Annotated in this window: 12 protein-coding genes; 6 read left to right on the plus strand and 6 right to left on the minus strand. The window is 69.6% G+C overall.

Translation table 11 applies throughout. From position 1 onward, the window contains the following. On the plus strand, window positions 1–2,082 hold a 2,082-nt coding region (locus ACHFFZ_RS03525), incomplete at its 5' end, for an ATP-binding cassette domain-containing protein (RefSeq protein WP_394275282.1). Window positions 2,083–2,164: 82 nt separating this feature from the next. On the opposite strand, the gene ACHFFZ_RS03530 is transcribed toward ACHFFZ_RS03525, so the two are convergent. Further along, window positions 2,165–3,394: a cytochrome P450 gene (locus ACHFFZ_RS03530; protein ID WP_394275283.1), complete on the minus strand. Its 1,230-nt coding sequence runs from the start codon at window positions 3,392–3,394 to the stop codon at window positions 2,165–2,167. A gap of 82 nt (window positions 3,395–3,476) precedes the next feature. Here ACHFFZ_RS03530 and ACHFFZ_RS03535 point away from each other — a divergent pair, with 82 nt between their 5' ends. After that, entirely contained in the window at window positions 3,477–4,013 is a 537-nt protein-coding gene (locus tag ACHFFZ_RS03535) for a methylated-DNA--[protein]-cysteine S-methyltransferase (protein ID WP_394275284.1), read from the plus strand. An 18-nt stretch (window positions 4,014–4,031) separates the two neighbouring features. On the opposite strand, the gene ACHFFZ_RS03540 is transcribed toward ACHFFZ_RS03535, so the two are convergent. Continuing rightward, the gene (locus tag ACHFFZ_RS03540) at window positions 4,032–4,523 is read right to left on the minus strand and encodes a DUF456 domain-containing protein (RefSeq protein WP_394275285.1); all 492 of its coding nucleotides are present in this window, start codon (window positions 4,521–4,523) and stop codon (window positions 4,032–4,034) included. 80 nt (window positions 4,524–4,603) lie between these two features. On the opposite strand from ACHFFZ_RS03540, the gene ACHFFZ_RS03545 reads away from it, so the two are divergent. Then, window positions 4,604–5,404, plus strand: a complete 801-nt coding sequence (locus tag ACHFFZ_RS03545) for a PIG-L deacetylase family protein (protein ID WP_394275286.1) — start codon at window positions 4,604–4,606, stop codon at window positions 5,402–5,404. Between the two features lie 43 nt (window positions 5,405–5,447). Next, window positions 5,448–5,876, plus strand: coding sequence for a thioesterase family protein (locus tag ACHFFZ_RS03550; RefSeq protein ID WP_394275287.1), 429 nt, complete (start codon window positions 5,448–5,450; stop codon window positions 5,874–5,876). A gap of 30 nt (window positions 5,877–5,906) precedes the next feature. On the opposite strand, the gene ACHFFZ_RS03555 is transcribed toward ACHFFZ_RS03550, so the two are convergent. Further along, a complete protein-coding gene (locus ACHFFZ_RS03555) occupies window positions 5,907–6,890 on the minus strand; it encodes a ribose-phosphate diphosphokinase (RefSeq protein ID WP_394275288.1) in 984 nt (327 codons plus the stop codon). A 150-nt stretch (window positions 6,891–7,040) separates the two neighbouring features. Between ACHFFZ_RS03555 and ACHFFZ_RS03560 the strand changes: the two genes are divergently transcribed. Further along, window positions 7,041–7,442, plus strand: coding sequence for a hypothetical protein (locus ACHFFZ_RS03560; protein ID WP_394275289.1), 402 nt, complete (start codon window positions 7,041–7,043; stop codon window positions 7,440–7,442). 72 nt (window positions 7,443–7,514) lie between these two features. Here ACHFFZ_RS03560 and ACHFFZ_RS03565 read toward each other — a convergent pair whose 3' ends face one another. Further along, window positions 7,515–8,345: a TetR/AcrR family transcriptional regulator gene (locus ACHFFZ_RS03565; protein WP_394275290.1), complete on the minus strand. Its 831-nt coding sequence runs from the start codon at window positions 8,343–8,345 to the stop codon at window positions 7,515–7,517. A 63-nt stretch (window positions 8,346–8,408) separates the two neighbouring features. Here ACHFFZ_RS03565 and ACHFFZ_RS03570 point away from each other — a divergent pair, with 63 nt between their 5' ends. Beyond that, window positions 8,409–8,774 (plus strand): cytochrome b5 domain-containing protein, encoded by a 366-nt coding sequence (locus ACHFFZ_RS03570; protein WP_394275291.1) that lies wholly within the window; start codon window positions 8,409–8,411, stop codon window positions 8,772–8,774. Between the two features lie 79 nt (window positions 8,775–8,853). Here the strand turns inward: ACHFFZ_RS03570 and ACHFFZ_RS03575 are convergent, their stop codons facing one another. Then, a complete protein-coding gene (locus tag ACHFFZ_RS03575; protein ID WP_394275292.1) occupies window positions 8,854–10,860 on the minus strand; it encodes a glycosyltransferase in 2,007 nt (668 codons plus the stop codon). 18 nt (window positions 10,861–10,878) lie between these two features. Continuing rightward, on the minus strand, window positions 10,879–11,736 hold the full coding sequence (locus ACHFFZ_RS03580) for a metallophosphoesterase (RefSeq protein WP_394275293.1): 858 nt from the start codon (window positions 11,734–11,736) through the stop codon (window positions 10,879–10,881). Window positions 11,737–11,878: the final 142 nt, after the last annotated feature.

Below are 11,878 nucleotides of genomic sequence, written 5' to 3' on the forward strand. Positions count from 1 at the left end.
GTCGACCAGGAACCGATGGGCGCCAACCCCCGCTCCACCGTCGGCACCGCCACCGATGTCAACGCCACCCTGCGCGTGCTGTTCAGCCGCATCGCCGAACCGCACATCGGCGGACCCAAGGCCTATGCCTTCAACATCCCCTCGGTCAGTGGCGGCGGCGCGATCACCACCACCAAGGGCGGGCGCCAGGTCAAGGAGCACAAGACCTTCACCGTCACCGGCGGCATGTGCCCGCGCTGCGAGGGCACCGGCAGGGTGGGCGACTTCGACCTGGACCAGCTCTACGACGCCGAGCTCGGCCTGGCCGACGGTGCCCTCAAGGTCCCCGGCTACTCCATGGAGGGCTGGTACGGCCGTCTCTTCGAGGGCTCCGGCTACTTCGACATGGCCAAGCCGATCACGTCCTACACCACGCGGGAGCTCGACGACCTGCTGTACCGCGAGGCCACCAAGATCAAGGTCGACGGCATCAACCTCACCTACGAGGGCCTCATCCCGCGCATCCAGAAGTCCATGCTCAGCAAGGACGTCGAACAGATGCAGCCACACATCCGGCCCTTCGTCGAGCGCGCCGTGGTCTTCCGCACCTGCCCCGAGTGCGAGGGCACCCGCCTGAGCGAGGGCGCCCGCACCTCGCTGGTGCAGGGTCGTTCCATCGCCGACCTCTGCCAGATGCAGGTGAGCGACCTGGCCGACTGGCTGGCCGGCCTCGACGACCCGTCGGTGGCCCCGCTGGTGGCCCAGCTGCGCCACCAGGTGGACTCCTTCGTCGACATCGGCCTGGGCTACCTCTCGCTCGACCGCCCCACCGGAACCCTCTCGGGCGGCGAGTCGCAGCGGCTCAAGATGATCCGCCACCTGGGCAGTGCGCTCACCGACGTCACCTATGTCTTCGACGAGCCCAGCGTCGGCCTGCACCCGCACGACATCGCCCGGATGAACGAGCTGCTGCAACGCCTGCGCGACAAGGGCAACACCGTGCTGGTGGTGGAGCACAAGCCCGAGATGATCGCCATCGCCGACCACGTCGTCGACCTCGGCCCCGGGGCCGGACGCCAGGGCGGCACGATCTGCTTCGAGGGCACCGTCGAGGGCCTGCGCGCCAGCGACACCCTCACCGGACGCCACCTCGACGACCGTGCCCGGCTCAAGGACTCGCTGCGCACCCCCAACGGCGCCATCGAGATCCGCGGCGCCGACGAGAACAACCTGACCGGCGTCGACGTCGACATCCCCACCGGGGTGCTGACCGTGGTCACCGGCGTCGCCGGCTCGGGCAAGAGCACCCTGGTCTGCAACCACCTCTCGAGCCGCGACGGGGTGGTGACCGTCGACCAGGGCGCCATCAAGGGCTCGCGGCGCAGCAACCCGGCCACCTGGACGGGCCTGCTGGAACCGATCCGCAAGGCCTTCGCCAAGGCCAACGGGGTCAAGCCCGCCCTGTTCAGCCCCAACTCCGAAGGCGCCTGCCCCACCTGCAGGGGTGCCGGCGTGATCTACACCGAGCTGGGCTTCATGGACACCGTCGCCAGCACCTGCGAGGACTGCGAGGGGCGCCGCTTCGACGCTTCGGTGCTGCAGTACCGGCTGGGCGGCAAGGACATCGCCGAGGTGCTGCAGATGAGCGTCGACGAGGCCCTGGCGCACTTCAGCGAGGGGGAGGCCAGAATCCCGGCGGCGCAGAAGATCCTGACCAACCTGGCCGATGTCGGGCTCGGCTACGTCACCCTCGGCCAGCCACTCACCATGCTCTCGGGCGGCGAGCGCCAGCGGCTCAAGCTCGCCGACCAGATGGCCGGAAAGGGCGGGGTCCACGTCCTCGACGAACCCACCACCGGCCTGCACCTGGCCGACGTGGAGCAGCTGCTCGGCCTGCTGGACCAGCTGGTGGACTCGGGGAGGACGGTGGTGGTGATCGAGCACCACCAGGCCGTGATGGCCCACGCCGACTGGATCGTCGACATGGGGCCGGGAGCCGGCCACGACGGCGGCCGGGTCGTCTTCCAGGGCACCCCCGCCCAGCTCGTCGACGACGGCAGGACCCTCACCGGGCAGTACCTCAAGGAGTACGTGGCGGGCTGAAGCCTCGTGGCGGCGCAGGCATTGCAGCACATACGGCCACGAAGGACATTTGAACGTGTCGTGCGCCGCCAGGGATGCATTTTCAGCGCGTGTCGGCGAGTTCCAGCTCGATCGAGCGCACCTCGTAGCCCTTGATCATCTCGTCCCAGCCGATCCGGGGGCGGCTGGCCAGGCGCACCGGCAGCGCCAGCAGCTTCTGCAGCAGCACGTCGGCCTCCTGGATCGCCAGCGAGTTGCCGGGGCACTTGTGGGGGCCGTCGCCGAAGCTCATCACCTCGTCACCCACCTTCGGGGGAAGCTCGCGACCGGGGCACAGGTCCAGCGGCGACTCCCCGACCACGGCACGCTGCGCATTGACGCTGCGGATGTGGATGTCGACCAGGGCACCGGAGGGGATGGTGCGGGTCTGGCCATCGAACTCCACCTCGATCGGCGTGGTGGTGCGGCGCAGCAGATGGCCGACGATCGGCTCCAGGCGCAGGATCTCGTGCAGCACCTCGTACCTGCCGGGCTTGTCGGCCGACAGGTAGCGCTCGCGCAGCTCGTCGTCCTCCAGCAGGTGCCACACGGCCATGCCGATGTACTCGCGGGTGGTCACCATGCCGGCGGCGGCATAGGTGACGCACTCGATGAGGATCTCCAGCTGGGAGTAGCCCTCGTCGAGCAGGTGGCTGATGACGTCGTCCTGGCGCTTGGCCTTGCGGGCCTTGATGGCGGGACGTACGTCGCGCAGGTGGAAGGAGAGCAGCGGCAGCTGTCCGCGCAGGGTCAGGGCCCGTAGCTTGGCCTCCTCCACCAGGCTGCGCCTCTCCCCGGCCTCGGCGGTCTCCTTGAGGGCAGGGATCTGGAAGAAGCGCTCCAGCCGGCGTGACATCTGGTCGGTGGGCGAGTCGGTCAGCCCCACGACCTGCGCGGCCACCATCACCGAGTACAGCAGGGAGAGCTGGGCCAGGTCCGTGCGTCCCTCGCGGCGGAAGTCGTCGACCAGCTGCGTAGCATAGCGGTCCATCAGCTCGTGGTAGTTCGTGTCAACCGTCCTGGGTGCGAAGTAGCGGGCGATCGCCGCACGCTGCTTGCGGTGGGTTGTGCCGTCGGCATAGAGGATCGGGGGACGCATGCCGTTCATGGCGAGCTGTTCGGCGTTGAAGCCCCCCTGCAGGGCTTCGCGATTGCGCAGCACCTGCCGGGCGACGGCCAGGTCGCGCACCTGCCAGATGCCGTCGACCACCTCGAGGGCGGGTTCTGGCCGGTCTTCGGGGCGGTGGGTCTTGCGACGGTGTCGTTCGGTGACGGGGCATCCCTGCTGGCTCATCTGGTCCTCCTCGCGGTCGAGGCTTCATTGTGGCCGACCAGAGGTTCGGGGGTCCGGGGCGGGGGCCGCATAGGCTGCTGTCATGGACGAGATGCGCCGCTGCGTCATCGAGAGCCTGCTGGGGCCGCTCACCCTGGTGGTCGACGGTCCTTCGCTGGTGGGGCTCTACTTCGACGACCACCGGGTGAAGAAGGAGCGTGCGCTCCAGGGGGAGATGGTCGATGCCGGGGCCGATCCGGTGCTGGCCGAGGCGACGGCCCAGGTGCGTGCCTACTTGGCGGGCGGGCGCACGAGCTTCGAGCTGCCCCTGGCCCCGAGTGGTGGTAGCGCCCTCGACCGTCGCGTCTGGGACGAGCTCGGCCGCACCGGGCTGGGCGAGACGGTCACCTACGGCCAGGTGGCCCGGGAGCTCGGCAATCCGCGGATGGCCCAGGCCGTCGGGGGGGCGGTGGGGCGCAATCCGATCTGCCTCGTGCTGCCCTGCCACCGGGTGGTGGGGGCATCGGGCACGCTCACCGGCTATGCGGGCGGCCCGTGGCGCAAGCGCTGGCTGCTCGACCACGAGGCCTGGCTGGCGGGGCGCAGTGCCCTCGCACCGGGGCCTCCGGTGCGGCCCTGACCCCGGGGGAGGTCAGTCTCAGAAGACGCCAGTCAGCATGCTGGTGGTGAGCACCGCCGTGGCGGCCAGGGCGCAGCCCAGCTCGATGCACATGCCGATGCCGATTGCCTTCAGCGCCACCATCGAGGTGCGGCCGGCGGTGGCGATGTCCTTCACCCGCACCAGTTCGGCACAGAACAGGCCGAAGACGAAGCCGAGCACCAGGCCCACCACCGGCACCAGGAAGGAGCCGGCCACGGCACAGACCACACCCACCACGATCGGCCAGCGCGGCACCTCGACCCGCTGCAGGTCGCGTCTGGTGAGCAGCAGCGACGAACCGGCGCCGATGGCCAGCAGGACGGCTGACACGCCGAAGGCGATCCATCCCCAGCTGGAATTGCCCCACACCGCCCAGACCAGGGCGGCCACACCGACGGTGATGCTGCCGGGCAGGACGGGGACGACGATGCCGCTGAGGCCCACGAGGATGAGCAGGGCGCAGATCACGGCGAGCACGGCAGGGGTCATGGTTCCAGACTAGGGGAGCGGTGGCCGGACACCGCCCCAAATGGTCCAGTGCTCAACGACATGCGTGGAATCATTGGTCCATGACCACCATCGTCTTCCTGCACGCCCATCCCGACGACGAGGCCTCCAGCACGGCCGGCTCCATGGCCCGCGCCGCACGTCGCGGGGACCGGGTGGTGGTGGTCTATGCGACCAATGGCGACCACGGCGAGGTGCCCGAGGACCTGCACGAGGGCGAGACCCTCGTCGACCGTCGCCGCAGCGAGGCCCGGGCCTCCGCCGAGGTGCTCGGCACCGCCCGCGTCGAGTGGCTGGGCTACAAGGACTCCGGCATGACCGGCTGGGACATGAATGCCGAGCCGGGAGCCTTCTGCAATGCCGACCTGGACGAGGCCGCGGGACGTCTGGCGCGCATCCTCGACGAGGAGGACGCCGACGTGCTGGTGGGCTACGACTGGCACGGCAACTACGGCCACCCGGACCACGTCAGGGTGCACCCGGTGGCCTACCGCGCCGCACAGCTGGCCCGTCGCCGTCCCCGGGTGCTGGAGAGCACCGCCAACCGCGACCGGATGGCGGCAGGCTTCCAGGCCGCCCGCGAGGCCGGACTGGAGATGGACTTCGACCCCCACGGTCCGGCCGACGACGGCAACCCGATGGGCACCCCCGAGGCCGAGATCCACTGGGCCGTCGACGTCACCGATGTGGTGGGGCTCAAGCGGCAGGCGCTGTTGTGCCATGCCAGCCAGGCCACCGACATCGGCATGCTCACCGGCATGCCGGACGAGGCCTTCCTGGCCGGCTTCGGCCACGAGCACTACCGCGAACACGGACGCCCCAACGGAATGCAGCCCGGCTGGCCCTTCACGCCCCTCGACTGAGCACCCTTCCCAATCCCCGTGCACATTGGCAAACTGTCGGGGCATGAGCCAGATCACGGTGGGCCAGACCCACACCATGACCTATGTGGTGCCCGAGGACAGGTGCGTGCCCGACGTGCTGCCCGAGTCGCCCGAGTTCCAGAGCGTCCCGCGGGTCTTCGCCACGGCCTACTTCGTCGCGGTCATGGAATGGGCCTGCATGGAGGCGTTGCGGCCGCACCTGGACGAGGGGCAGTGCAGCGTGGGCACGCACGTCGAGCTCTCCCACACCGGCGCCACCCTGTCCGGCATGACGGTGCGTTACGAATGCACCGTCACCCAGGTCGATGGGATCACCGTCTGGTGGCGGGTGGAGGCCTTCGACGACCTGGGGCCGATCGGCGAGGGGCGTCATTCCCGCGCCGTACTCGACCAGGCACGTTTCGAGGCGGGCCTGGCCAAGCGGGCGGAAAAGGCAGGCCTGCCCCGCTAGCGCGGAGCGACCGGCCTTCTCGGGCGCCGCTCAGAAGAGCCCGTCGCGGGGCGGGGGCGGGGCGTACTGCGGGTCGACGCCGCGGAAGAGCTTGCTCACGCTCTTGCCCGCGTGCGTGCGGCGGATGGCCTCGCTGAAGAGCTGGCCGACGCTGCGCACCTCGAGCTGCGTCCAGCCGGGATGGTCCTGTGGGACGGTGTTGGTGGTGACCACCTCGGTGATCATGTGGTGGCCCTGGAGCCGCTCGACGGCCTTGCCGCTGAACAGGCCGTGCGTGGTGCAGATCGAGGCCTGCTGGCAACCGAACTCCTCGAGCTTGTCCAGCAGTTCCAGGATGGAACCGCCGGTGGCGATCTCGTCGTCGATGACGATGGCCTTCTTGCCCACGACGTCGCCGACGATGGAGTCGATGACCACCTTGTCGTCACTGACCCGCTTCTTGCTGCCGGCGGCCATCGGGATGCCCAGCAGGCGGGCGAAGGTGGCGGCCTCCTTCGCATTGCCGAAGTCGGGGGAGACGACCACCCAGTCGGACAGGTCCTTGCCCTTGTAGTGGTCGGCCAGCACGCCGATGGCGGTGAGCTGGTCCACCGGCATCGAGAAGAATCCCTGCACCTGCGGGGAGTGCAGGCTCATCGTGAGCACCCGGGTGGCGCCGGCGGTCTTCAGCATGTCGGCCACCAGACGGCCACCCATCGAGATGCGGCTGGCGTCCTTCTTGTCGCTGCGCGCATAGGCGTAGTGGGGCATGACCGCGGTGATGTACTCCGCGGAGGCGCCGCGGGCTGCGTCGATCATCAGCAGCAGCTCCATCAGGTTCTCCTGCGTCGGGGGAACCAGCGGCTGCACGATGTAGACATCGCGTCGCCGGCAGTTGGCCAGCAGCTGCGCCTGGATGCAGTCATTGCTGAAGCGCTTGATGTCCACCCCGCTGAGCTCGACCCCCAGGTTGCCGCAGATCTCCTGCGCCAGTTGCCGGTGGGCCGTTCCGGAGAAAACGACGATGTCCTTCACGTGGTGCCTTCCATCGGAGCTGTCGGCTGAATCCTATCCCCCAGTGCGCCGTCCGCAGGGCCGGGGATTGAAACCAGTACTCGTGACACGCGGGCACCGCGGGCCACTGACGATGACGGCTGCATGGCGCTGATCGCCTAGGCTCGGTGCATGGCCAACACCCTTCTCGCCCCCCTGTCCCGCCTGAAGACCACCGCCCTGGTGATCATCGCCTCCGTGCTGATCCAGCTCGGCCTCGGCATCGCGATGCTCACCGGTTCCTGGTCGCTGGCCGACGCCCACGGCGGCTTCGGCTACCTGACCTTCCTCGCGAGCCTGGTGGCCGCCGTCTTCGCCTTCCAGGCCAGCAAGGCCGATCCCACCGTGAAGGGCCTGCTCTTCCACACCCTGAGCCTGCCGGTGCTCGCGCTGGTCCAGATCGGCATGGTCGAGGCCGGCGGCGGCAGCGAGGCCATCAAGTGGATCCACGTCGTGCTCGGCCTGGCCTTCATCGGTGCCGCGGTGAGCCTGTACAGCCTGCTCAACAAGCGCACGACCGCCAGCCGCATCTGACCCTGTTCCTGCGCGGGTCTTCCTGCGCCAAGGGCCCCGACCGGACGGTCGGGGCCCTTCGTCGTGTGTGGGTCAAGCACCCAGGGAACGAGCAGTTGCCGCGAAGTCCTGTCGGGCCTGATTGATCCGCTCCGGTGTCCAGTCGACGGTGGGGTCCGGCTCCAGGTGGGTGAGCAGCACCTGCGCCAGCGCCACCTCGGCCTGTGACCACGCGGCGGGTACGCCCCCGAAGGGGGTCATCTCGCTGCGCTCGTCGAGCCAGTCCGGTTGGGTGAGGGCGCGCGAGAGGATCCCGCGCATGGTCAGGCCGGCCAGTTCGGAGAGCGCGACGAAGCCTTCTCGTCCCTGCCAGGGCTGACGCTGCCGGTAGCCGATCAGGTGGGTGAGTCCCTGGTAGACCTCCGCGCGGCGTTCCACGAAGGCGCGCTCCATCTCTACCAGTGCCTGCCCGACCGTCTCCCGCAGTTGGTCGTCGGGAAGCGCCTGGTGGGTGGTGGCCAAGGCCATGAAGACGCGCCAGTGAGGTGATGCGAGCAGGCGGCGCACGTCGGCATCGATGCTGACGCGCAGTGCCTCCACCACCAGCTGCCGGCGACCGGTCTCCGTGTCGAGCTGGTCGTCGTGGGCGGTCAGGATCTCCTGCAGGCGTGCCAAGTCCTGGCTGCCCTCCGGGATGAGCGTGGTTCGCCGCACGGTTTCGACCAGGGCATCGGCAAGGAAGTCGTCGCGACGGGGCCAGCACCGGTAGGCGCTGGCGCGCGAGACGCCCGCCTCGGTGATCAGCTTCTCGACGCGGATGGCATCGAGCCCCACGCCGAGCCCTTCGTCGACTAGTCGCTGGACGGCAAGGTCGAGCAGTCTCTGGCGGGTCTCCTGTTCGGAGAGGCAGGTTCTCGCGGTCATGAGACACAGTGTATCTTCATCCGTATGAGACATGATGTATCAAACTCTCGGAGGAGTGGAGCCATGTGGTGGACCATTGCAGTTGTCGTCGGGATGGCCCTGGTGGTGGTCTGGATGGTGATGAAGCCACCGGCCAATGTCGGCGACCGGTCAAAGCTCGGGCGCACCTTCAGCGCCGCCGAACAGCACCGGATCGAGAGCCGCAGGGTCACGGCCCAGCAGCTCGGCGACGCCACCTGCGAGGACGGGCAGGCCTGCTGGATCGCCGTCGACGGCATCGTCTACGACATGGGCGGCTTCCCGAAGTGGGCCCGCGGCCGACATCACGGCGTCGAGGCAGGCCAGGACTGCACCGAGGCCTTCGTCGGCTCCGGCCATGCCGTGACCGTACTGCAGAAGATGCCCGTGGTGGGCGGTTACGACGGGTGAGGCAGCCGACACGGGGAGTTCTGCTCAGCCGCCGATGGCCAGTACCCGAGTCGCGCCCCGTGGTGCGTGTGGCACCATCTCAGGCCTGCGGCCCCTTCACGGCCAGCCCGACACTGGTGACGATCCCCTCGCGCTGGCCGCCCGAATGGACGATCTCGGTGCCCGAGGGCTGCACCGTCAGCTGCGTCTGGTGCTGGCGCAGGGCCTCGACGACCGTCGGCAGCGTCTCGGGCAGGTCGAACCACTCGACGTCGAAGCCGGGCTCATCGCGCACCTCGGCGAAGCGCACCCCGCTGCGGGCCGCCGCGATGCGGGCGACGTGGTGCAGGCGCACGTGGTCGGGATGTCCGTAGCCACCGCCCAGGTCGTAGCCGATCACCAGGTCGGGCTGCCAGGCCTGAACCAGCGCCATCAGGTCGGCCACCTCGTCCTCGATGTCTCCGGAGGTGAGGCTGTGCTCGTCGCCGGCATCGGCAGGACCGGCCAGCCCCTCGCGCACCCAGACCATCCCCGAGTCGCGGTAGCGGCGCGGCTCGAGACCGGCCGCCCGGGCGGGTTCGGTGCCCAGGAAGACATGCCGCTCGATGCCCAGTACGCGCAGGGCGCTGGCGAGCTCCTCCTGCCGGTGCGCCTCCAGGCCGGCACCGGCCAGGCGGGAGAGCGGCCCGGGGACGACCTCGCCCCTCTCGCCGCGAGTCGCCGTCACCAGGTCACAGGCGATCCCGAGCGAGCGCATGTGGGTCACCAGGGCACCGGTGGACAGCGTCTCGTCGTCGGGATGGGCGTGGACGAACAGGGCCCGGCGCACGCCGTCGAGGGCGCCACGGCGCTGCTCGGCCCGACCGGGGTCCAGCAGCGTGCGGTAGTGGCTCTCCAACTGCACCGCCACCTCCTCCCAGCCGAAGCCGAGGGCCCGCTCGCGTCCGGCGGTGCCCATCCGCACCATGCGGTGCGGGTCGCGCAGCAGCTCGGTCAGGGTGTCGGTCCAGGCCTCGGCGGTGCGCTCCTGCACCAGCACCCCGGTGAGGCCGTCGACGACCACCTCGCGCAGGCCTCCCGAGTCGGCGCTGACCACGGGCACGCCGCAGGCCGAGGCCTCCAGCGCGACCAGGCCGAAAGTCTCGGAATAGGAGGGCACCAGCACGGCCCGGGCGCCTCGGATCAGGCGGGCCAGGTCCTCTCGGGACTGCGAACCCAGCCAGCAGACCTGGTTGGTGATGCCCAGGCTGTGCGAGAGGTCGATCAGTTCCTGCCGGTAGTCGGCGAAGTCCTGGCTGGCCTCACCGGCGATCACCAGCGTGGGACGGATCTCCTCCGGGATCCCGGCCAGTGCGACGAGCGCCAGGTCGGGCGCCTTCAGCGGCTGCAGCCGGGCGGCGAAGAGCAGGAAACCATTGGGATTGGGCGCGACGCACACCGGGCCGTACTGGGGCGGCTCGTCGGGTCCGGTGAGCTCGGGGGCCCAGCGGCGGCAATGGCCGTCCGTCGGGTGGAAGAGGCTCGAGTCGACGCCGGGGTGCACGACGACGACGCGGGCCGGGTCGGCGCCGCAGCGCTCGATGATGGTGCGGGCCTCGTAGCGGCTGACGGCCACCACCAGGTCCGATTCGCGGGCGATCAGGCGCTCGCCGGCATTGCGGCCGGGGGACTCGGGCGGTTCGCCCTCGCTCAGCGGGTCGCCGGGAAGGGCTGCCACCGAGTGGAAGCTCTGGACGTGCGGCACGCCCCAGGCCTTGGCGACGGGCAGTGCCGCTACGCCGCTCATCCAGTGCTGGGAGTGGATCACCTCATAGGGCTCCAGCTCGCGCAGCGCGGTGGAGAAGTCCTCGATCCACTCCTCCTGGGCGCTCTTGGCCAGCGGCTCGGTGGGGCCGGCGACGAGCTGGCGCACCACCACTCCCGGGTGGACCTCCACCAGGTCGGGCTGGTCGGTGTTGTCGCGCCGGGTCACCAGCTCCACCTGGTGCCCCCGATCGGCCAGCGCCTTGGCCTGGTGCAGCTCCACGACGTTCATGCCGCCGGCATCCTTCGAGCCCGGTGCGTCAAGGGGCGAGGTGTGCAGGGAGATGAAACCGATCCGAGCCATGCAGGGAACCTAGCAGTCTCAGGAAGGGTGGATCGTGATGAGGGTGATCTGTGACTGGTCGAACAGCCGCAACGGGATCGACTGCCCCACGCCCGAGTCGATGTAGAGCTGGGCGCTGCCCGCGTCGAACAGGCCCTTGTCGAGGCGCGGGAAGAGCCCGCCGCCGCCAGGGGTGTGGATGGCGCCAATGCCGGGAATGCGCACCTGCCCGCCGTGGGTGTGGCCGCAGATGGCCAGTTCGGCATCGCTGGCGGCGAGGTCGTCGAAGACCTGCGGGGAGTGGGTCAGCACCAGCTGGAAGGCGTCCTCGCGGGTGCCCTGCATGGCTTTGTCCAGGTCGCCGACGCCGGTGTAGTAGTCGTCGGTGCCGACCACGTCGAGCTTGCCCCAGGGGCCGTCGAAGGTGACGTTGGTGTTCTGCAGGACGGTGGCGCCGTTGGCCTGGGCCATCTCGACGACGGGGCCCACCCGGCCCTCCCAGTGGTCGTGGTTGCCGGGGACGACGTGGACGGGGATGCCGAGCGCCGCCAGGTCGGCGAACCAGGCGTCGATACGGTTCAGGTCCTCGGTGTACATGTTGATCAGGTCGCCGGTGACGGCGATCAAGTCGGGGTCCTGTTCCCGGACCATCTCGATGACCTCCTGGCGCTGCGGCATGGAGACGTCGTGCAGGTCGGTCATCTGCATCACCCGTAGTGGCCGGCCGCTGACCTTGGGACTGGACAGTTCCAGGGTGGCCAGCTTGGGGTGGGTCACTTCGTACCAGCTCATCGTCACGACCAGGCAGAGCAGCAGGATGCCGACCAGCAGCAGCCGTCCGACCCAGCGCAGCACCCGTCGCAGGCGGGACGGGCTGGGGTCGGCGGTCTGGCTCATGCGCCCGAGCCTAGGTGGGTGGCGCTGGGACGCGGCTGAGGGCATGGGGCCGGGTCAATTGGGCCGGGTCAATGGGGCCGGGTCAATGGGGCCGGGTCAATGTGTCTGGGCATGACGAAGGGCCGCTGCCAGAGGCAGCGGC

It is taken from the genome of Luteococcus sp. (assembly GCF_043424415.1).
Classification (GTDB): domain Bacteria; phylum Actinomycetota; class Actinomycetes; order Propionibacteriales; family Propionibacteriaceae; genus Luteococcus.

What these genes read in the sequence shown, in the direction of transcription:
- ACHFFZ_RS03530 (WP_394275283.1), bottom strand. Translation starts at nt 3,394, where the DNA reads ATGAGCCAGCAGGGATGCCCCGTCACCGAACGACACCGTCGCAAGACC.
- ACHFFZ_RS03535 (WP_394275284.1), top strand. Translation starts at nt 3,477, where the DNA reads ATGGACGAGATGCGCCGCTGCGTCATCGAGAGCCTGCTGGGGCCGCTC.
- ACHFFZ_RS03540 (WP_394275285.1), bottom strand. Translation starts at nt 4,523, where the DNA reads ATGACCCCTGCCGTGCTCGCCGTGATCTGCGCCCTGCTCATCCTCGTG.
- ACHFFZ_RS03545 (WP_394275286.1), top strand. Translation starts at nt 4,604, where the DNA reads ATGACCACCATCGTCTTCCTGCACGCCCATCCCGACGACGAGGCCTCC.
- ACHFFZ_RS03550 (WP_394275287.1), top strand. Translation starts at nt 5,448, where the DNA reads ATGAGCCAGATCACGGTGGGCCAGACCCACACCATGACCTATGTGGTG.
- ACHFFZ_RS03560 (WP_394275289.1), top strand. Translation starts at nt 7,041, where the DNA reads ATGGCCAACACCCTTCTCGCCCCCCTGTCCCGCCTGAAGACCACCGCC.
- ACHFFZ_RS03565 (WP_394275290.1), bottom strand. Translation starts at nt 8,345, where the DNA reads ATGACCGCGAGAACCTGCCTCTCCGAACAGGAGACCCGCCAGAGACTG.
- ACHFFZ_RS03570 (WP_394275291.1), top strand. Translation starts at nt 8,409, where the DNA reads ATGTGGTGGACCATTGCAGTTGTCGTCGGGATGGCCCTGGTGGTGGTC.
- ACHFFZ_RS03575 (WP_394275292.1), bottom strand. Translation starts at nt 10,860, where the DNA reads ATGGCTCGGATCGGTTTCATCTCCCTGCACACCTCGCCCCTTGACGCA.
- ACHFFZ_RS03580 (WP_394275293.1), bottom strand. Translation starts at nt 11,736, where the DNA reads ATGAGCCAGACCGCCGACCCCAGCCCGTCCCGCCTGCGACGGGTGCTG.